Annotated in this window: 18 protein-coding genes; 13 read left to right on the plus strand and 5 right to left on the minus strand. The window is 67.3% G+C overall.

Annotated features, from left to right (window positions below; genetic code table 11):
- Positions 1-344 precede the first annotated feature (344 nt).
- Positions 345-1214, minus strand: a complete 870-nt coding sequence (locus DNK34_RS16275; RefSeq protein ID WP_131175985.1) for an ATPase — start codon at positions 1212-1214, stop codon at positions 345-347.
- Between the two features lie 303 nt (positions 1215-1517).
- Between DNK34_RS16275 and DNK34_RS16280 the strand changes: the two genes are divergently transcribed.
- Positions 1518-1805: a hypothetical protein gene (locus DNK34_RS16280; RefSeq protein ID WP_131175986.1), complete on the plus strand. Its 288-nt coding sequence runs from the start codon at positions 1518-1520 to the stop codon at positions 1803-1805.
- Here DNK34_RS16280 and DNK34_RS16285 read toward each other — a convergent pair whose 3' ends face one another.
- On the minus strand, positions 1806-2795 hold the full coding sequence (locus tag DNK34_RS16285) for an NAD-dependent epimerase/dehydratase family protein (protein ID WP_131175987.1): 990 nt from the start codon (positions 2793-2795) through the stop codon (positions 1806-1808).
- Positions 2796-2897: 102 nt separating this feature from the next.
- Here DNK34_RS16285 and DNK34_RS16290 point away from each other — a divergent pair, with 102 nt between their 5' ends.
- Positions 2898-3956 (plus strand): saccharopine dehydrogenase family protein, encoded by a 1059-nt coding sequence (locus DNK34_RS16290; RefSeq protein WP_131175988.1) that lies wholly within the window; start codon positions 2898-2900, stop codon positions 3954-3956.
- 4 nt (positions 3957-3960) lie between these two features.
- Here DNK34_RS16290 and DNK34_RS16295 read toward each other — a convergent pair whose 3' ends face one another.
- Positions 3961-4854 carry a LysR family transcriptional regulator ArgP gene (locus tag DNK34_RS16295; protein ID WP_131175989.1) on the minus strand — a complete coding sequence of 298 codons (894 nt, stop codon included), beginning with the start codon at positions 4852-4854 and terminating at the stop codon, positions 3961-3963.
- Positions 4855-5015: 161 nt separating this feature from the next.
- Here DNK34_RS16295 and DNK34_RS16300 point away from each other — a divergent pair, with 161 nt between their 5' ends.
- The 4 genes from DNK34_RS16300 (at position 5016) to DNK34_RS16320 (ending at position 9860) form a co-directional block, all read left to right on the plus strand.
- Positions 5016-5621 (plus strand): LysE/ArgO family amino acid transporter, encoded by a 606-nt coding sequence (locus DNK34_RS16300; RefSeq protein WP_131175990.1) that lies wholly within the window; start codon positions 5016-5018, stop codon positions 5619-5621.
- Positions 5622-5675: 54 nt separating this feature from the next.
- Positions 5676-6521: an EamA family transporter gene (locus tag DNK34_RS16305; protein WP_131175991.1), complete on the plus strand. Its 846-nt coding sequence runs from the start codon at positions 5676-5678 to the stop codon at positions 6519-6521.
- A 381-nt stretch (positions 6522-6902) separates the two neighbouring features.
- Complete coding sequence (gene sodB / locus DNK34_RS16315; RefSeq protein WP_131175993.1) at positions 6903-7484, plus strand: superoxide dismutase [Fe]; 582 nt, start codon at positions 6903-6905, stop codon at positions 7482-7484.
- Positions 7485-7796: 312 nt separating this feature from the next.
- The gene (locus tag DNK34_RS16320; protein ID WP_131175994.1) at positions 7797-9860 is read left to right on the plus strand and encodes a putative bifunctional diguanylate cyclase/phosphodiesterase; all 2064 of its coding nucleotides are present in this window, start codon (positions 7797-7799) and stop codon (positions 9858-9860) included.
- 7 nt (positions 9861-9867) lie between these two features.
- Here the strand turns inward: DNK34_RS16320 and DNK34_RS16325 are convergent, their stop codons facing one another.
- On the minus strand, positions 9868-10638 hold the full coding sequence (locus DNK34_RS16325) for an IclR family transcriptional regulator domain-containing protein (RefSeq protein WP_131175995.1): 771 nt from the start codon (positions 10636-10638) through the stop codon (positions 9868-9870).
- Between the two features lie 142 nt (positions 10639-10780).
- On the opposite strand from DNK34_RS16325, the gene DNK34_RS16330 reads away from it, so the two are divergent.
- The 6 genes from DNK34_RS16330 (at position 10781) to DNK34_RS16355 (ending at position 18529) form a co-directional block, all read left to right on the plus strand.
- The gene (locus tag DNK34_RS16330) at positions 10781-11593 is read left to right on the plus strand and encodes a shikimate dehydrogenase family protein (protein ID WP_131175996.1); all 813 of its coding nucleotides are present in this window, start codon (positions 10781-10783) and stop codon (positions 11591-11593) included.
- Positions 11594-11604: 11 nt separating this feature from the next.
- Positions 11605-13350 (plus strand): FAD-dependent oxidoreductase, encoded by a 1746-nt coding sequence (locus tag DNK34_RS16335; RefSeq protein WP_131175997.1) that lies wholly within the window; start codon positions 11605-11607, stop codon positions 13348-13350.
- Between the two features lie 2 nt (positions 13351-13352).
- Complete coding sequence (locus DNK34_RS16340; protein WP_131175998.1) at positions 13353-13673, plus strand: NIPSNAP family protein; 321 nt, start codon at positions 13353-13355, stop codon at positions 13671-13673.
- A 122-nt stretch (positions 13674-13795) separates the two neighbouring features.
- The gene (locus DNK34_RS16345) at positions 13796-15538 is read left to right on the plus strand and encodes an FAD-dependent oxidoreductase (protein WP_131175999.1); all 1743 of its coding nucleotides are present in this window, start codon (positions 13796-13798) and stop codon (positions 15536-15538) included.
- 81 nt (positions 15539-15619) lie between these two features.
- Positions 15620-16939: an MFS transporter gene (locus tag DNK34_RS16350; RefSeq protein WP_165496879.1), complete on the plus strand. Its 1320-nt coding sequence runs from the start codon at positions 15620-15622 to the stop codon at positions 16937-16939.
- A gap of 255 nt (positions 16940-17194) precedes the next feature.
- Positions 17195-18529 (plus strand): imelysin family protein, encoded by a 1335-nt coding sequence (locus tag DNK34_RS16355; protein ID WP_131176000.1) that lies wholly within the window; start codon positions 17195-17197, stop codon positions 18527-18529.
- Between the two features lie 56 nt (positions 18530-18585).
- Here the strand turns inward: DNK34_RS16355 and DNK34_RS16360 are convergent, their stop codons facing one another.
- A complete protein-coding gene (locus tag DNK34_RS16360; protein WP_165496878.1) occupies positions 18586-19422 on the minus strand; it encodes an NAD(P)H-dependent oxidoreductase in 837 nt (278 codons plus the stop codon).
- Positions 19423-19508: 86 nt separating this feature from the next.
- Here DNK34_RS16360 and DNK34_RS16365 point away from each other — a divergent pair, with 86 nt between their 5' ends.
- The gene (locus DNK34_RS16365) at positions 19509-20405 is read left to right on the plus strand and encodes a LysR family transcriptional regulator (RefSeq protein WP_131176002.1); all 897 of its coding nucleotides are present in this window, start codon (positions 19509-19511) and stop codon (positions 20403-20405) included.
- Positions 20406-20646 lie beyond the last annotated feature (241 nt).

The following is a 20646-nucleotide window of genomic DNA, read 5'->3' on the forward strand; positions in this document are numbered from 1 at the left end:
TCTGCACGACCGCTGGCTCCTACGCCGTTTCGCCTTGATCGCCAGAGCCTCTCGGCTCATTGCCCGCTCGTCCTGCGAGACAGCGCCTTCTATCCGGTTCTTGCCCATCGACTCGCAGATTACGCTCTACGCTCGGTCGCCCCCCATGCAGTTGCGCTTCGCTCGCGGTGATCGATATGGGGTGGGACTTGTATCCGCAGGAATGCGCCCATTCCGAGCGCACAACAAAAAAGTCGGGAGGCATTTTTGACGTCGCTTGCGACGGCCCGCAGGGTGGCCGCCAGGGACGGCAGGCTACAAAAAAGCCCGCGCAAGAACGCGGGCCTTTTCGTTTCGAACGCGGATCAGCGCGCGTCGATCTGTTGCTGCAGGTTCTGGATCTGCGCTTGCAGGGTGTTGATGTTGCGGGTGGTCTGCGCGCGGAAACCGTCGAACTCGGCGGTGTTGCCGGCACTCGCCGCCGGCCGGGTTTCCAGATCGCTCTTGAGCACCAGCAGATCCTGTTCCAGGCGGCCGATGGCCTGGTTGGGGTTGCCGATCTTCTTCAGCGCCTCGACATCGGCCGCCAGGCTCTTGACCTGCGCCTCCAGCTTGCCGCTGTCCGCCTGGGCGGTCTTGAAGGTCGCCTGCTCGCTCTTGAGCGCGGCCAGTTCGCTTTTCAGCGTGCCTTGCTCGCCGGCGAGGCCCTTCAGCGTATCGTCGTACTTGCCGGTGGCGCCCTGCTGGGTCTTCAGGTCGGCCGCCAGTTGCTCGATGCGTTTGTCCCGCTCGCCCTGCTGCGCGGCGACGGCCTGTTGCTGCCTGGTCAGTTCGGCGACCTTGTTCTCCAGTTGCCGCACCTGCAGCCGCAGCGCCTCGCTGCCCGAGGTGACATTGGATTCGGTGGCCACCACCTTGCCGGAAATGTCCTGAATGCGGCCCGCCGCTTCCTCGCTGATGCGCGCGAAGCTCTCCTGGGTGGCGACCAGTTGCTGCTCCATCAGGTTGATCTGCTGGAAGCTCCACCAGCCCAGGCCACCCAGGGCGATGGTCAGCGCGCCGACCAGCGCCCAGAGCGGGCCGGTGCTGGCCGAACGGGCTGGCGCCGCGGCCGGGTGCAGGGGGGCGGGGCCGCGGGCGTAGGGCTCGGGATCGCCGTCGAAATCATCCTGGTCGCGCCGACCAGGCGTGAGGCTGGGCACGTGATCGAGTTCGTCGTTGGCATCGTTACGCATGGATAGACCTTCAGAAAACCGCCGTGGAGATGCAATGTCGCGCAGTATACCGATTCGCGCATGGCGCTTCAGCGTCGCGCCATGCCAGTGCAGTCGCACCGCCGCTGTGCGCCGCTCAGGCACAGCGACCCGCTGCAGGCCGGGCAAGTTCCGCGATTTGTGAACTGGTACGCGCTTTGCACGTTTCGGATACGACATCGCCATAGGCAATCGCGCCAGCGATCTCACGCGACCCGCTCAGCCGACAGAGCGGGCGCCCGCAGTCATCCAGCAGTGACGGCCTTTTCACCCCGGGGGAAGCACATGGAACTGAACAGAGAAGTGTTGGACTGCATGAAAAACCTGCGCCGTCGCCTGCGCGACGAACTGGCGCTCGACATCCGTCTCAGCCAGCCCGATGCGGTCAACGCCATGCTCAGCGCCTGCCTGACCTCCGCGGACGACGAAACCCGTGAACTGGGCCAGCGCCTGGCTCGCCTGAGCGAGACCCCGATGGTCGTTCAGCACGGCTTCGCCCCCCTGCCCGGCAGCGTACCCGCGCAATCGAACGGTTCGGTGCGCATCTACCGGGGCCAGCGGGTCCACGTCTGATCAGCGCTGGTGGGCCTGCCACCAGCGACAGAACTCATCCAGCGCCGGCCACAGGCCGCTGGCCGCCTCGTAGTCGAGGTAATGCCGCGCGCGGCTGATATCCAGCGAGAAATCCCTGGCCATCACGGCGACCGCCAAGCGTGACAGCGACGGCTCAGGGCGCCCCGGCAAGACGCGGCAGACGGCCTCGTTCAAGGTCGCCGCGCCATAGGCCAGGGCATAGGGCACATGCCGGGTGACCGGCGGCAGATCCAGCCGGCGCAGCACGTAGTTGATCACGTCCCACAGCGGCAGCGGCGCACCGTTGCTGATGTTGTACGCCTTGCCCAACGCCGGGCCGGCCGCCAGCAGCGCGCTGAGCAGCGCCTCGTTGAGGTTGTGCACACTGGTGAAGTCGACCTTGTTCAGGCCGTTGCCGACGATGGCCAGGCGGCCCTTGCGCTGCATCTCGATCAGCCGCGGGAAGATGCTGGTATCGCCGGCGCCGGTGACGAAACGCGGGCGCAAGGCGACCACCTCCAGGCCGAACTCCTGGGCGCCGAACAACCGTTGCTCGGCGAGAAACTTGGTCGCGGCGTAATGATTGGAGAAGCGTTTGGGAAGCTGTTCCTCGCTGATCCCCACGTGCGCGTCGCCATCGAAATAGATCGAGGGTGACGACAGGTGCACCAGCCGCCGCACATGGCGCTTGAGACACGCCTCGATGACGTTCTCGGTGAGCAGCACGTTGCCCTGGTGAAAGTGCTGGTAGCTGCCCCATACGCCCACCGCGCCGGCACAGTGCACCACGGCCTCGATACCCTCGCAGAGGTCGAGGGCCAGCGCCGGGTCGGCCAGCTCGCCCGGCACGAATTCGGCGCCGCGCCTGAGCAGATGGTCGAAGGCATCCTGCCGGCGCCCACTGACCCGCACATCCAGGCCCTGTTCCAGGGCGAACCGGGCGAACCGCCCACCGATGAAGCCGCTTGCCCCCGTGACCAGAATTCTCATCACGCTCTCCGCTGCCATGCCCGCCTGCGCACTCTAACAGGTCGAACGCCTGCCGCACCTGCGGGTCAACCCTTCACAGAACGGCAATCCAGGGGAACCAACATGACCACGGGCACATGGATGATCTATGGAGCCAACGGCTACGCCGGCCAACTGCTGGCCGAGGAAGCGCACCGCCAGGGCCTGTCACCGATCCTCGCCGGCCGGGCCCCGGGCCCGGTGCATGCGCTCGGCAGCCACCTGGGCCTCGATTGCCGGGTCTTCGATCTGCAGCGCGCGCATGCGGCGCGCGAGGCGCTGGCGGATATCGACGTGGTGCTCAACTGCGCCGGGCCCTTCTCCACCACCAGCGCCGCACTGCTCGACGCCTGCCTGGCCAGCGCCACCCATTACCTGGACATCACCGGCGAGATCGGCGTTTTCGAAGCCGCCCACCGGCGCGACGGCGAAGCCCACGCCGTTGGTATCGCCGTGTGTCCCGGGGTGGGTTTCGACGTGATTCCCAGCGACTGCCTGGCCGCCTGCCTGTATCAGGCGTTGCCCGACGCGACCCACCTGGCCCTGGGCTTCGACAGCGCCGGCGGCCTCTCTCCCGGTACGGCGAAGACCGCCATCGAAGCGCTCAAGAACGGCGGCAAGGTACGCCGCGCCGGCGTGATCGTCGACGTTCCCCTGGGCTACAAGCGCCGCGAGATCGACTTCGGCCGCGGCAGCAAGGCCGCCGTGAGCATTCCCTGGGGCGACGTGGCGACGGCCTATTACTCCACCGGCATCGACAATATCGAGGTGTACGTGCCCTCGCCGCCCGCCGTGGCGCTGGGCATGCGCCTGCTCGATCCGCTGCGGCCGTTGCTCGCCCATGAAGCGGCCCAGCGCTGGCTCAAACGCCAGGCGGGCAAACGCATCGAGGGCCCCGACGAGGCGGCCCGTTCGCGGCGGCCCACCTGGCTCTGGGGGGAGGCGCGCAACGCCGCCGGCCAGTACCTGAACGCCAGGCTGAAGACCGCCAACAGCTACGACGTGACCGTGCACGGCGGGCTGCTCGCCGTACGCCACCTGCTCGACTACCACGGCCCCGGTGGCTACTTCACGCCCTCGCGGCTGTTCGGTTCGCGCTGCATCGAGGCGCTGCCGGGGTCGGGCCGCATCGTCATCGGCTGAACCGTCAGGGCAGGGGCACCAGGCAGTTCGCGGCATGCTTGTGCAGGTGGCTGGTCAGGCGATCGAGCAACTCACCGCCATTGCGCCAGTGGTGCCAGTACAGCGCCACATCGACAGGGCGGTCGGCGAACAGCTCGATCAGTTCGCCGCGCTCGATCTCCGTACGAATCTGCTGCTCGGGCACCATGCCCCAGCCCAGGCCGGCCGCGGTCAGGCGCAGGAAGCCCTCGGATGACGGGCACAAATGGTGGCTGAAAGCCCCCGACAGGCCCAACTCGTTCAGGTAGCGGTGTTGCAACTGATCGTCCGGGCCGAAGACGATGGCCGGCGCCCGGGCCAGCCCCTCGACCGTCACCCCCTCGGCAAAATGCCGGGCGATGAACGCCGGGCTGGCCACGGCGCGGTAACGCATGCCCCCCAGCGCCAGGCTGCGCGCCCCGGACACCGGGCGCTCGGCGGCGCACACGCAGGCGGCCACATCGCCGGCGCGCATGCGCTTGAGGCCCACCTCCTGATCCTCCACCACCAGCTCCAGCAGCACCCGATGGCGCGCGCAGAACGCGGTCACCGCGTCCGCCCACCAGGTCGCCAGGCTGTCGGCGTTGATGGCGATGCGCAGCCGCTGCGCCGGCCCATCGTCCTGCAGCGCCGGCACCTGGTCCTGGAGATCGCGCTCGAGCAGGCGCACCTGCTGCACGTGGTTGAGCAGGCGCCGGCCGACATCGGTGGGCGTCGGCGGTATCGCCCGCAGCAGCACCGGCTGGCCGACCCGGGCCTCGAGCAGCTTGATCCGCTGCGAAACCGCCGACTGCGACAAACCCAGCACCTGGGCGCCGCGCTCGAATCCGGCCTGTTCGACGACCGCCGCCAAGGCCGCCAGCAACTTGTAATCGAACAATCGATTTTCCTAATGAGTAATCAGCAATATTGTTTTTTCTTATACCGACAAACGTCGCAGACTGCCAGTCACTTCCCCGTGCAAGGACTCAGCGATCATGTCAGGACCGTTCCGCTTCGCCCCCTTCTCTCTCGCGCCTGTCGCACGGGGGCACTGACGCCATGTGGCAGAGCTACAGCAACGGCCTGCTGATCAGCGCCGGCCTGATCATCGCCCTCGGCGCGCAGAACGCGTTCGTCCTGGCCCAGAGTCTGCGCCGCGAACACCACGTGCCGGTGGCGCTGCTGTGCATCCTGTGCGACGTCCTGCTGATCGCCGCCGGGGTGTTCGGCCTGGCGGCGCTGCTGGCGCGCAATCCGCTGCTGCTCGGCATCGCGCGCTGGGGCGGCGTGGCCTTCCTGCTCTGGTATGGCGCCCAGGCACTGTTGCGGGCCTGTCGTCCCAGCGCGCTGACCGCCCAGGCCAGTGCGCCGCGTTCGCGTCGCGCCGTGCTGCTCACGGCGCTGGCGGTGACCCTGCTCAACCCCCACGTCTACCTGGACACCGTGCTGCTGATCGGCTCGCTCGGCGCCCAGCAGAGCGTGCCCGGCGCCTATGCCGCCGGTGCCGCCAGCACCTCGCTGCTGTGGTTTCTCAGCCTGGCGCTGGGCGCGGCATGGCTGGCTCCATGGCTGGCGCGCCCGCTGACCTGGCGGCTCATCGATCTGCTGGTGGCCGGCATGATGTTCGCCGTCGCCTGGCAGTTGATGGTGCGGCCCGTTGCGTGATACGCGGTGCTATGCTCCGACGCCTCGAATACCACGCATCGCGCAGGGCCGTTCTTGCCAACCACCGTCTTCGTCGCCGTGATCGCTTCGGCCGCCCTGCATGCCGGCTGGAACGCCCTGCTGAAAATCGGCCTGGATCGTTTCCTCACCGCCTCGCTGATCCAGATCGGCGCCGGCGGCGTGGCCCTGGTGGCGCTGCCATTGGTGGCCGTTCCGGCAGTCGCGGCATGGCCCTGGATCATCCTCTCCGCACTGCTGCACATCGGCTACAACGTGTTTCTCGCGCGCGCCTACCGCTACGGCGATCTGGGCCAGGTCTATCCGATCTCGCGGGGCAGTTCGCCGCTGCTGGTGGCCGGACTCTCGGTCCTCCTGCTCGGTGAAACGCTGCCCGCGGCGCAATTCCTCGGCCTGCTGATTCTGGTCGGCGGTATCTGGTTGATGGCCATCCGCGGTGGCCGTGGCCCCGGCAAAGCCAACGCCGGCCTGCTGGGCAGTGCCCTGATGACCGCCCTGTTCATCGCCGGCTACACCCTTGCCGATGCCAGCGGCGCGCGGGCCAGCCAGGATGCGCTGTCCTACTCGATGTGGCTGTTCGCGGTGAACGGCCTGGTCATGGCCGTGGTGATCGCCAGCCAGCGCGGCCCGCGCACCTTCCTCCAGCTCGGCCCGCACTGGCGCGGCGGGCTGCTGGGCGGGGCCATGTCGCTGCTGGCCTACAGCATCGTCATCTGGGCCACGACCCAGGCGCCGGTGGCGCTGGTCTCGGCCCTGCGTGAAACCAGCGTGGTCTTCGCCCTGCTGATCGGTCGCCTGCTGCTCGGCGAACCGATGCCGCCCGTGCGCCTGATCGCCTGCCTGGTGATCGTCGCCGGCGTGCTGACGATGAAGCTGGCCTGACCGCCTGCTGGCCATCCGCAGATACCGGCGAGAGGCTCTGGCACCGCTTGTCCATACACAGGGCAATCGCGCTATGGCGTCATAGTGTGAAAAACACTCGCTGAACAGCGCTGGAGGCTGGAGGGCTGAACGAGAAACCTCTGTTTTCCTGTGTGCTCGGGCTGCTTTTCGTTAAGCCTCCAGCCTTCCAGCGCTGTTTTCGGCTCTTCGCGCGCGTAGCGCGATTGCCCTGTGTCCATACACTTGCTGCGTGGTTTCGCCACAGGCCCGGTGCTATGATCCTCGGCCTGCGTCGCAAAGAGTACAAACTCGCCGATGCATGTTTGGCCGCCCGTGATCGGCCTTGCGCTCACCGCAACAGACCTGATTAGGAGAACAACCATGGCTTTCGAATTGCCGCCGCTGCCTTACGCACATGATGCCCTGCAGCCGCACATCTCCAAGGAAACGCTGGAGTACCACCACGACAAGCACCACAACACCTACGTGGTGAACCTGAACAACCTGGTACCCGGTACCGAGTTCGAAGGCAAGAGCCTCGAAGAGATCGTCAAGAGCTCGTCCGGCGGCATCTTCAACAACGCCGCCCAGGTATGGAACCACACCTTCTACTGGAACTGCCTGAGCCCCAATGGCGGCGGTCAGCCGACGGGTGAACTGGCCGCGGCCATCGAAAAATCCTTCGGCTCCTTCGAGAAATTCAAGGAAGAATTCAGCAAGGTCAGCATCGGCACCTTCGGTTCCGGCTGGGGCTGGCTGGTGAAGAAGGCCGACGGCTCCCTGGCCCTGTCCAGCACCATCGGCGCCGGCTGCCCGCTGACCAGCGGCGACACCCCGCTGCTGACCTGCGACGTCTGGGAACACGCCTACTACATCGACTACCGCAACGTCCGTCCGAAGTACGTCGAAGCGTTCTGGAACCTGGTCAACTGGGACTTCGTGGCGAAGAACTTCGCCGCCTGAGCCCCGAACCATTTTTCACGTCGCGCAGCGACGGTTCGAAGGATGGCGAGCCATAGAATGCCTCCCTGGCGCAAGCCGGGGGGGCATTTTGCATTCGATACGGCGCATTCTCCGCCAACGCCGCATACTGATCCGGCACCAACCACGACCGACGGTACTCAAGACCCGGGCCCTGTCTCCGACACAATGCCGATCGCCAGCGCAGGGCTTTCGCATTAATCCCAAGGCAGGTAATGGCCCTTTGACTGCAACGGCGAGTTTGCCAATACTCATCCAACGTCTGACGCTTGGCATCGCACAAGGAAACGTCACTTGAAGCTGGAACTCAAGCACAGCCTGTCCATGAAACTGCTTCGCGTGGTGCTGCTGTCGGCGCTGGTGGTCGGTGTGGTACTGAGTTGCGCGCAGATCGTCTTCGACGTCTACAAGACGCGCCAGGCCGTGGCCGGCGATGCCCAGCGCATCCTCGGCATGTTCCGCGATCCCTCGACCCAGGCGGTCTACAGCCTGGATCGGGAAATGGGCATGCAGGTCATCGAAGGCCTGTTCCAGCACGAATCGGTGCGCATGGCCTCCATCGGCCACCCGAACGAGCCGATGCTGGCGGAGCGGAGCCGGCCGCTGGCGCAACTGCCGACCCGCTGGCTGACCGACAGCATCCTCGGCAACGAGCAGAGCTTCAGCACCCGGCTGGTCGGCCGCGCGCCCTACAGCGAATATTACGGCGACCTCAACATCACCCTCGACACCGCCCTCTACGGCCAGAGCTTCGTCATCAACTCGGTGATCATCTTCATCTCCGGCGTGCTGCGCGCCCTGGCCATGGGGCTGGTGCTGTACCTGGTCTATCACTGGCTGCTGACCAAGCCGCTGGCCAAGATCATCGACCACCTGAGCAGCATCAACCCCGACCGGCCCAGCGAGCACAAGCTACCGATGCTGGCGGGCAACGAGAAGAACGAACTGGGCCTGTGGATCAACACGGCCAACCAGTTGCTCGCCTCCATCGAGCGCAACACCCATCTGCGCCGCGAGGCGGAAGACAGCCTGCAGCGCATGGCCCAGTACGACTTCCTCACCGGTTTGCCGAATCGCCAGCAACTGCAGCAGCAGCTCGACCAGATCCTCGAGGATGCCGGCCGCCTGCAGCGGCGCGTCGCCGTGCTGTGCGTCGGCCTGGACGACTTCAAGGGCATCAACGAGCAGTTCAGCTACCAGATCGGCGACCAGTTGCTGCTGGCCCTCTCCGACCGCCTGCGCAGCCATAGCGGCCGGCTGGGGGCACTGGCGCGCCTGGGCGGCGACCAGTTCGCCCTGGTCCAGGCCGATATCGAGCAGCCCTACGAAGCGGCGGAGCTGGCGCAGAGCGTGCTCGACGACCTGGAGGCGCCCTTCCTCCTCTGCGACCAGGAAGTGCGCCTGCGCGCCACCATCGGCATCACCCTGTTCCCCGAGGACGGCGACAGCACCGAAAAGCTGCTGCAGAAAGCCGAACAGACCATGACCCTGGCCAAGAGCCGTTCGCGCAACCGCTACCAGTTCTACATCGCCAGCGTCGACAGCGAGATGCGCCGCCGCCGCGAAATGGAAAAGGACCTGCGCGAGGCGCTGGCGCAGAACCAGCTGCACCTGGTCTATCAGCCGCAGATCAGTTACCGCGACCAGCGCGTGGTCGGCGTCGAAGCGCTGCTGCGCTGGCAGCATCCGCAGCACGGCCTGGTCGCCCCGGACCTGTTCATTCCCCTGGCCGAGCAGAACGGCACCATCATCGCCATCGGCGAATGGGTGCTCGACCAGAGCTGCCGGCAGTTACGCGAATGGCACGATCAGGGCTACAGCGAGCTGCGCATGGCGGTCAACCTGTCCACGGTGCAACTGCACCACGCCGAGCTGCCCCGGGTGGTCAACAACCTGATGCAGATGTACCGCCTGCCGACGCGCAGCCTGGAGCTGGAAGTCACCGAAACCGGCCTGATGGAAGACATCAGCACCGCCGCCCAGCACCTGCTCAGCCTGCGCCGCTCCGGCGCGCTGATCGCCATCGACGACTTCGGTACCGGCTATTCCTCGCTCAGCTACCTGAAGAGCCTGCCGCTGGACAAGATCAAGATCGACAAGAGCTTCGTCCAGGACCTGCTGGACGACGAGGACGACGCCACCATCGTTCGCGCCATCATCCAGCTCGGCAAGAGCCTGGGCATGCAGGTCATCGCCGAGGGCGTGGAAACCGCCGAGCAGGAGGCCTACATCATCGCCCAGGGCTGCCACGAAGGTCAGGGCTACTTCTACAGCAAGCCCCTGCCGGCCCGGGAACTGGGCCAGTACCTGAAGCAGGCCAGGCGCGCGCAGAACGCGGTCAACCCGGCTGCCCTGTAAGCCGGCCTCAATCCAGAATGGGCCGGAGCAGGGCCTGGGCCTCGTACAGCGTGGTCAGGTGGCGCTGGCGCATCTCCCTGATGTCGCCCCGTGAGGCGTGGGTGGTGATCGACAGCGTCGCCTTGAGCGCGCCATGGCGATCGAGCAGGGGCACCCCCAGTACCCGCATGCCCACTTCGTACTCGCCGTCGACCGTGGCATAGCCCTGCTGCGCGACCTTCAGCAGTTCCTCGCCCAGAGCCGCCACGTCGGTCCGCGTATAGGGCGTCAGCGCTTGCGGCTCGACCCGCTGGAAATAGGCGGCCAGCCCCTCGGCCGGCAGGCTGGCCAGCCAGATGCGGCCACTGGCCGTGCAATACATCGGCACCCGCGATCCCGGCCGGATCGACAGCGAGGAAATATGGCTGTAGCGGCTGCGCACGATGTGCACGATGTCATCGCCGTCGCGTACCCCCACGGACACGTGCTCACCGCTGGTTCGCGCCACCTGTTCGACGATCGGCCTCAGCATCCTCGGCAGTTGCGCCGAGTCCACATAGGCCTGGCCGATGCGCAGCACCCGGGCGGTCAGCCAGTAATCGCGTCCGTCGGTCTCGGCGAAACCATCGTGGACCAGGGTCAGCAGAAAGCGCCGTGCCGCGCTGTTGCTCAGCCCCGCGGCGCGGGCCGCCTGGGGCACCGTCAGGCGGGGGGTATCGACGCTGAACAGTTGCATCAGCGCCAGGCCCGTCTGCAGGCCCACGATCAGGTCACGGGGATGGATCACGGGGGTCTTCATCGGCATCTCATCGAGCATTTTGCTGCGATTATCGCACTGCCAGTGCGATTAACAACATAAACCGCCCTCAAGCGCGTTGTCCGCCTCCAAACGCGCCCTCACCATCGGTGCCAACAACAACTCCAACAAGCAGGCACCTTGCATGGTTATCGGCTCCACCGAACTGGTCGCGATCGTCGGCTCGCCCATCGCCCAAGTGAAATCCCCGGAAAACTTCAATAACTGGTTCGCCGCCCACGGCGAGAACCTGGCGATGCTGCCCATCGATCTGCACGAACGATCCCTCGAGGTCTTTCTCGACACCCTGCGCGGCTGGCAGAACCTGCGCGGCTGCGTGGTCACCGTGCCCTACAAGCAGCGGATCGCCGGGTGCCTGGACGCCCTCAGCGAGCGCGCCGGCGCACTGCGCTCGGTCAACGTAATCCGCCGCGAGCGCGACGGCCGGCTGGTCGGCGATAACGTCGACGGCGAAGGTTTCCTCAATGCCGCGCGGCAGCAGGGCTTCGCCGTCGCCGGCAAGCGGGCGCTGGTGGTCGGCGCCGGGGGGGTCGGCAGCGCCATCGCCTATTCGCTGGGCCAGGCCGGTATCGCCAGCCTCAGCCTGGTCGATGCCTGCAACGAGCGTAGCGGCGCCCTGGCCGATCTGCTCGGCGGCGCGTTCCCGGAACTGCCGATCGAGAGCGGCGCCGGCGCCTCGCTGGCCGCTTTCGATCTGCTCGTCAACGCCTCGCCGGTGGGCATGGGCGACAGCGGCGAACTGCCCCTGCCCCAGGCGCTGCTCGACAGCCTGGCGCCAACCGCGCACGTCGCCGACGTGGTCACCTCACCGGCCATCACGCCCCTGCTGGCCTTCGCTCGCCAGCGCGGCTGCTCGATCCAGACCGGCCCGCAGATGGCCATCGCCCAGGCAGGCCACCTCGGCCACTTCATGGGCGTGACGCCACTGCAACTGTGAGGAGCGCAGCCATGAACATCGCCACCGCGATACCCGCCAGCGAACAGCGCGACAGCCGCGCGGGCCACTATGACCTGATCGTGCTCGGCAGCGGCGCCGCGGGCTTCGCCGCCGCGGTGACCGCCTCCGGCAAGGGCCTCAAGGTCCTGATGGTCGAGAAGGCCGCACAGTTCGGCGGCACCTCGGCGATCTCCGGCGGCGCGATCTGGATCCACGCCAGCGACCAGGCCTGCGCGGCCGCTATCGAAGACAGCCGCGAGGCCATGCGCCACTACCTGCGGAGCGTCATCGGCCGCGGCTACCGCGCCGAGCAGGTGGAGACCTTCATCGAACGCGGCCACGAGGCCCTGCGCTGGCTGGAAGCGAATTCGGAACTGCGCTACAGCCTGCGTCCCCTGTCGCCGGACTACTATCCGGACGCGCCAGGCGCCACCGAACGGGGCCGGGCGCTGGAGGTGCTCGAGTACGACGGCGGCCGCCTCGGCGAGCACTTCAGGAACCTGAAGATGCCGCCCGCCGGCATGCTGCTGTTCGGCGCGATGATGGTCAACCGGGTGGACATCCAGCATTTCCTCAGCATGCGCCGCTCGCCGGCATCGCTCTGGCACTGCCTGAAGCTGATGGCCCGCTATGCCTGCGATCGCCTGCGCTACCCACGGGGCGCGCGGCTGACCACCGGCAATGCGCTGATCGCCCGGCTCGCCACCACGGCGTTCGCCAATGGCGTCACCCTGTGGCTGCAGAGCGAGGCGGACGCGTTGATCGTCGAGAACGGCAGCGTGCTCGGCGCACGCATCCGGCATGCGGGCCGACTCGAAGAGGTACGCGCACGCGGCGGCGTGGTCTGCGCCATGGGCGGTTTCGCCGCGGCGCCGCTGGCCGCGGCCTATCGACCGGCCAGCGCGCAGCCGCACCTGAGCATGTCGCCGGCGACCAACAGCGGTGACGCTCTGCGCCTGGGCGAAGCGGTGAATGCCGCCACTGGCGAGGGGCTGGCGGCGAATTTCTTCTGGGCGCCGGTTTCCGAAATCCGCCATGCCAACGGCGAGCGCGAGCGCTTCCCGCACCTGGTCACCGATCGCGCCAAACCCGGGGTGATCGCAGTGAACGCGGCGGGCCAGCGCTTCGTCAACGAAGCCGATTCCTACCACCACTTCGTGCAGACCATGTTCGCCACTGGCAACAGTGTCTGCTGGCTGATCTGCGACGCCACGGCCATGAGCAAGTACGGCCTGGGCCTGGCACGTCCGAGCCCGGTGGACAACCGCGCGCTGATCGACGCCGGCTACCTGCACAAGGCCGATAGCGCCGAACGGCTGGCGCAGGAGCTGGGCATCGATGCGCACGAGCTGCGGCGCACGCTCGAACGCTTCAATGCCGATGCACGGGCGGGCGTCGACCGCGAATTCGGCAAGGGCGGCAACAGCTACAACCGCTACATGGGCGATCCGGATCACCGGCCGAACCCCTGCCTGGCCCCCCTGACCCGCGCGCCCTTCTACGCCGTGCGCGTGCATACCGGCGACCTCGGCTCGGCACGCGGCCTGCTCACCGATACCCAGGCCAACGTGCTGGACACGGCCGGCGCCGCCATCCCCGGCCTGTACGCCGTGGGCAACGACATGAACTCGATCATGGACGGCACTTATCCAGGCCCGGGCATCACCCTCGGCCCCGGACTGACCTTCGGCCACATCGCCGCCACCCATGTCGCCGAACGTTTGAGCTCGGCGACACCGCATCGTCAGGAGAACTGAACATGTACTACGAACTGCGCACCTACACCCTCAAGCCCACCAAGCTGGCCGACTGGCTGGCGCTCTATCAGAGCGACGCCCTGGCGGTACAGAGCGAACACCTGGGGCAACTGGTGGGGTTCTTCACCACCGAGTTCGGCGAAGCCAATCAGGTGGTGCACATCTGGGCCTATGAAAGCCTCGACGAACGTGCGCGACGGCGGGCCGCCATGGCCGCGGACCCGCGCTGGGCAGCGTTCGGACGCAAGAACAAGGAGCTGGATGCGGTGGTCACGCTCGACTCGCGAATCCTGCGGCCGACCGGCTTCTCGCCACTGCAATGATGCCACCCAGGCGCACGCTGCCGAGCGCCTGAAAACCGGATAGCGAACCACGCCTGCGACAGGCCCGGGCCTGTCGTGCGGGTTCGCTCGGCCAAAAACACAAGAACAATGAGAGGCAGGCCATGCGACAGCTCGACTGCGACGTACTGGTAATCGGCTCCGGCGCCGCCGGCCTGGCGGCAGCGGTGACCGCGGCCGAGCACGGCCTGGATGTGCTGGTGGCAGAGAAGGCTGCCTACCTGGGCGGCACCAGCGCCTGGTCCGGTGGCTGGCTGTGGATACCGCGCAATCCGCTGGCGCGCGCCGAAGGCATCGTCGAAGCGGACGATGCCCCCGAGCGCTACCTGATGGCCCAGACCGGAGCCGACCGGCTCGACGAGCGGCAACGCGCCTTCCTGGTCCACGGCCCGGAAATGGTCGAATTCTTCCACACCCGCACCGCTGTGGCGTTTTACTCCGGCAGCAGCATGCCGGACATGCACGACGGAGACGGCGCCGCCGCGGGTGGGCGCTCGCTGTGCGCCCAGCCCTTCGACGGGCGCCAACTGGGCGACTGGCTGCCGCGCCTGCGCCCACCGCTGGATATCCTCAGCCTGTACGGCATGGGCATCGCCGGCGGAGCGGATCTGGGCGCCTTCTTCAATGTCCGCCGCTCGCCCAGGGCGATGCTGCACGTGACCACACGCCTGCTGCGCCACCTGCGCGATCGGCTGTGGCACGGGCGAGGTCTGCACCTGGTCAACGGCAACGCCCTGGTCGCGCGCCTGCTGCGTAGCGCGCTCGATCGTCAGGTCGGGCTGCTGACCGACAGCCCGGCCCTGCGCCTGCTGCACGACCAGGGGCGGGTCAGCGGCGCGCTATTGCAGCAAAGGGACGGCGAGCTGCAGGTCAATGCCCGGCGCGGCGTGGTACTGGCATGCGGCGGCTTCCCCCATGACCGCCAGCGGATCGCCCGGTTGATCGCCCATGCCCCTGGTGGCACCGAGCACTACAGTGCCGCGGTGCCGGAAAACAGTGGCGACGGCCTGCGCCTGGGCGAGTCGGTCGGCGCCCGGGTCGCGGTCGACCTGGCCCAGCCCGCCGCCTGGGCGCCCACCTCGCGGGTGCCGCGGCGCGATGGCAGTGTCGGCCACTTCCCCCACCTGATCGACCGGGCCAAGCCCGGTTTCATCGCCGTGCGCCGCGACGGCCGCCGCTTCACCAACGAGGCCGACTGCTACCACGACTTCATGAACGCGCTGATCGCCGCGACCCCGGCCGGCGAGCCGGTCGAGGCCTGGCTGATCGCCGATGCGCGGGCGCGCTGGCGCTATGGCATCGGCTGGGCCAAGCCGTTGCCGTTCAGCGATCGCCACTACCTGCGCTGCGGTTACCTGCAGCGCGCGGCCGACGCCAGGCAGCTGGCGGCACGCTGCGGCATCGACGCCAGCGCCCTGCAGGCCACCCTGGAACGCTTCAACCGCTTCGCCGCCCGGGGCGAAGATCCGGACTTCCAGCGCGGCCGCTCGGCCTACAACCAGGCCCAGGGCGAGCCGCTGCAACGACCCAACCCGTCCCTGCGCGCGCTGCACGGCGACTTGTACGCCGTGAAGCTGGTCGCCGGCAGCCTGGGCACCTTCGCCGGCCTGCGCACGGATGCCGAGGCGCGCGTCCTGGATGCCCGGGAGCAGCCGATCGCCGGCCTGTTCGCGGTGGGCAACGACATGAACAGCGTGATGGCCGGCCATTACCCCAGCGGGGGCATCACCCTCGGCCCGGGCATGACCTTCGGCTACCTGGCCGGCCTGGCCCTGGCTGGCGCGGACCGCAAGCCGCCTACGGCAACCGGCAATGCCCGGGACCGCCAGGAGGATCACGCCATGTAGCCATCCGCCCCACGCCTTGCCTGCCGCCGAGAGACGGCACGACCGCTCGCCAACAATTTCAACAAGAACGGGTAATCGATCATGAATCAGACACACACCGAGCGGCTCCGGGCCGCCTCGCCGCATGCCTCGATGGCCAGCAAGATGCGCAGCGCCCTCGCCGTTGGCAAGACCCGCTGGGGCATGCTCGCCCTGGTGTTCTTCGCCACCACGCTGAACTACATCGACCGCGCCGCGCTGGGCGTCATGCAGCCGGTGCTGGCCAAGGAAATGAGCTGGACGGCGATGGATTACGCCAACATCAACTTCTGGTTCCAGGTCGGCTACGCGGTGGGCTTCGTCCTGCAGGGGCGTTTCATCGACCGGGTCGGGGTGAAGAAGGCGTTCTTCCTCGCCGTGCTGCTCTGGAGCCTGGCCACCGGTGCCCACGGCCTGGCCACTTCGGCATTCGGCTTCATGCTCTGTCGTTTCGTCCTCGGCCTCACCGAAGCCGCCAACTACCCGGCCTGCGTGAAAACCACCCGCACCTGGTTCCCGGCCGGCGAACGCGGCATCGCCACGGGCATCTTCAATGCCGGCACCAACGTCGGCGCCATGCTCACGCCCATGCTGCTGCCGCTGATCCTGCACCTGTGGGGCTGGCAGGCGGCCTTCATGGGCATGGCCGCCCTGGGCTTCGTGTGGCTGCTGTTCTGGGGCCTCAAGTACTACAACCCGGAAGACCACCCCCGGCTCAAGGACAGCGAGCGCGCCTACATCCTGCGCGACCCGGAACCCGAGCCGGTGCGCGTACCGTTCAGCCGCATCCTCACCATGCGCGGCACCTGGGCCTTCGCCATCGGCTATACCCTGACCGCCCCGGTGTTCTGGTTCTACCTGTACTGGCTGCCGCCGTTCCTCAACCAGCAGTACGAGCTGGGGATCAGCGTCACCCAACTGGGCATTCCGCTGATCATCATCTGGCTGACCGCCGATGTCGGCAGCGTCGGCGGCGGCGTGCTCTCGTCCTGGCTGATCGGCAGGGGCATGGCGGCGGTCAAGGCACGCCTGCTGTCGATGCTGGTGTTCGCCACCACCATCATCAGCGTGATCTTCGCCGCCAACGCCAGCGGCCTGTGGGTCGCGGTGCTGGCCATCGCCCTCGCCGTCGGCGCGCACCAGGCCTGGAACGCCAATATCTGGAGCCTGGTGATGGACTACACGCCCAAGCACATGATGAGCACCGTATTCGGCTTCGGCGGCATGTGCGCAGCGGTCGGCGGCATGTTCATGACGCAGATCGTCGGCCACGTGCTGACCGTGACGAACAACAACTACACCGTACTGTTCAGCATGATCCCGGCGATGTACTTCGCCGCCCTGGTCGTGCTGTTCCTGCTCGCTCCCCGGCGCATCCAGTAAAAAGAGCCGGCAGCCATCGTTGACGTCGCGCCGCGACGGCCCGCCGGGCCACCGCCAGGGATGGCAAAACCACGAGCCCCGGCAACCCGTCGCAGGCGGCCAGGCCGCCCGATCGGGGCCCTGGCGGAAAGCACGCCGCGGTCTTTTTCCGAATAAGCCACGCGACCCTTTGCGCAAAATGCAAATCTTTCGCATTATGTGTCGGTTAACGTGCCCCGCCACGTTCGCCCCCATCCACACGTAAAGGATTTCGTCATGATTCGTATGCCCCTGGCTTCTGCCAGCCTGCTGGCCATCGCCATTGCCCTCGCGGGCTGCGGCGAAGACAAGGCGCCCGCCAACCAGGCCGCTCCGGCCGCCCCTGAAACCAGCGCCAGCAGCGCACCAGCAGCCGGCGCCGTAGACGAAGCCGCCGCCCAGGCCGTGGTCAAGCACTACGCCGACATCGCCTCCGCCGTGTTCGACGATGCCGCCAGCACCGCCAAGACCCTGCAGAGCGCCATCGACGCCCTGCTCGCCACACCGAACGACGAAACCCTGAAAGCCGCCCGCGAAGCCTGGCTGGCCGCGCGCGTGCCGTACATGCAGAGCGAAGTGTTCCGCTTCGGCAACACCATCGTCGACGACTGGGAAGGTCAGGTGAACGCCTGGCCGCTGGACGAAGGCCTGATCGACTACGTCGCCGAAGACTACGAGCACGCCCTGGGCAACCCCGGCGCCACGGCCAACATCATCGCCAACAGCGAGATCCAGGTCGGCGAAGACCAGATCGACGTCAGCGAAATCACCCCGGATCTGCTGGCCAGCCTGAACGAACTGGGCGGCTCCGAAGCCAACGTCGCCACCGGCTACCACGCCATCGAATTCCTGCTCTGGGGCCAGGATCTGAATGGCACCGAAGCGGGTGCGGGCGAACGTCCGGCCACCGACTACGTGGTCGGCGAAGGCGCCACCGGCGGCCACAACGAGCGCCGTCGCGCCTACCTGAAGGCCGCCACCGAGCTGCTGGTCGCCGATCTCGACGAAATGGCCGGGCAGTGGAAAGCCGGCGTCGCCGACAACTACCGCGCCACCCTGGAAGGCGAGTCCGCGGAAAACGGCCTGCGCAAGATCCTCTTCGGCATGGGCAGCCTGTCCCTCGGCGAGCTGGCCGGCGAGCGCATGAAAGTCGCCCTGGAAGCCAACTCCACCGAAGACGAGCACGACTGCTTCAGCGACAACACCCACAACTCGCACTTCTACAACGGCCTCGGCATCCGCAACGTCTACCTGGGCGAGTACAAGAAGGTCGACGGCAGCACGCTGAGCGGCCCGAGCCTGTCCGCGCTGGTGGCCAAGGCCGACGCCGCCGCCGACAGCACGCTGAAGGCCGACCTGGACGCCACCCAGGCCAGGCTGCAGGCTCTGGTCGACAGCGCCAACCAGGGTCAGCACTTCGACCAGTTGATCGCCGCCGACAACGCCGAAGGCCAGCAACTGGTGCGCGACACCATCGCCGCCCTGGTCAAGCAGACCGGCGCCATCGAACAGGCCGCGGCCAAGCTGGGCATCAACGACCTGAACCCGGACACCGCCGACCACGAGTTCTGATCCGGCGCGTCATGCGGTAAAGCAGGCCGATGCGAAGCGATTCGCATCGGCCTTTTTCATGGCGCCAGGCTGGCGACATCCTGTTCGGCGGGGTCATGTCCAGGACCGCGCGGTTCCGGCTCGACATGAACCGCGAAACCGGCTCGTCCGGGCGCCAGCTCGGGCCGCAGCGTCAGTTCCGGGATGAGATAGTCGCCGGCGTTCTGCTTGCGAAAGGCAATGGGCGCGGTCGTCCACAGTGCGTCCAGCCGCTCTCCCAGGGCCGCGCAGGCCTGCGCGAAGCCGGCGTCGTCGATACGGCTGGTCCGGTAGATCGCATGGGCCGGCAGCACCTCGAAGCCCGGGTAGAACAGGATGCCGTGCTGGATCGGAAAGAGGATGTCGTCGAGCGGGCCATTGATACCGCGAGGCCCGTAGTGCGGCGCCCAGCCGCCGATCGTCACCACCAGCATGGCGCGCTTGCCCGCCAGCACGCCTTCGCCGTAGCGATCGCCCCAGTGCCTGTCCGAGTGCTCGCCCACGCCATAGCCGAAGCCGTCCGTATACACACGATCGACCCAGCCCTTGAGGATGGCCGGCAGCGAGAACCACCACAGCGGGAACTGCAGGATGACGGCATCCGCCCAGCGCAGCTTGTCCTGCTCGCGGGCGATGTCGGCACGCAACGTGCCGCTCTCCAGCGCCCGCCGCAAATCCAGCGCCGGGTCGAAGCGCGCAGCGCTTGGCCGCGCAGCGCCGTCATCCGCGTCCAGCGCGGCCTTCCACTGCATGGCGTACAGGTCGGATACCTGCACGGTGTTGCCGGCAGCCTCGAGGCGCCGGATGCTGAAATCCTTGAGCGAACCGTTCAGCGATCGGGGCTCGGGATGGGCGTAGACGAGAAGGACATTCATGGCATGCGGCTCCAGTAATAGATGGGCACACCCTAGAACCTGTTGAGATATAGTTGAAATTGATTTCCAGTATTCCAGATATTGCCATGCACAATTCCTTGAGGCGTCTCGACCTGAATCTGCTGGTCACCCTGGATGCCCTGCTCGCCGAGCACAACGTCACCCGGGCGGCCGCGCGCCTGCACCTGTCCCAGCCGTCGGTCAGCGTGCATCTGGCCAAGCTGCGCGAGGCCCTTGGCGATCCGTTGCTGTTGCCCGGGCCACGGGGCATGCGGCCCACGGCGCGGGCGGAGGAGTTGCGCGAACCGCTGCGCCAGGCGCTGGAGGCGCTGCAACGGGCGGTGTCGCCATCCAGCCCCTTCGATCCGGCCAGGGCCGACAACACCTGGCGCGTGGCCGCGTCCGACTATGGCGAGTCGACCATCCTGCTGCCGGCGTTGTCCGGCCTGCGTTCGGCCGCGCCCGGCACACGCCTGGCCGTGCTGGACATGGCGCCGTCGCGCATCGCCGGGCAGACCGAACGGGGCGAGATCGACCTGGCGTTGCGTACCCGTGACGAAGCGCCCGCCACCCTGCGCCACCGCCTCCTGTTCAGCGAACGCTACGTACTCGCCGGCCGCGCCGGACATCCCCGCTTGCAGCGCCGACCGACACTGGCGCAGTTCTGCACGCTCGACCAGGTGATCGTGTCGCCGGACGGCGGCGGCTTCCAGGGGGTGACGGATACGCAACTGGCGGAACGGGGCATGAGCCGGCGGGTCGCCCTGTCCGTCCCGCACTTCCTGTTCCTCGGCGCGGTGCTGGCCAGCACCGATCTGGTGGCGGTGGTGCCGGCGCGGCTGGTTCGCGACAACGCCGCGCTGCAAGTGGTCGAGCCGCCCCTGGAGGTGCCGGGCTTCGAGATGCTCATGCTCTGGCACGAGCGTGTCCACCGCGACCCGGCCCACCAGTGGCTGCGCGAACACATCGTGAAGTCTATATAAGTGGTCTCGCGGATAATGTCAGTCAGTTAAGCATTTGGCCTGCAAAACAGCGGTTTGCCTTGACTCTGTAGAAGCCGCGACCCCGCGGCGATTGCTGGCCGCACCACGGATTTCGAGGGAGGGCCGCCCTCGCATCGCGCCGAGGTCGACGCTCCTACACGGGAGGCAGTTTTCCGCTCTTATGCAGGCGCCCCTGCTCTTACAAAAACCTTGGCTGATCGGCATCAGCCTCGCGGGTTCG

The organism is Phytopseudomonas dryadis, assembly GCF_004327355.1.
In the GTDB taxonomy this organism is placed as follows: domain Bacteria; phylum Pseudomonadota; class Gammaproteobacteria; order Pseudomonadales; family Pseudomonadaceae; genus Aquipseudomonas; species Aquipseudomonas dryadis.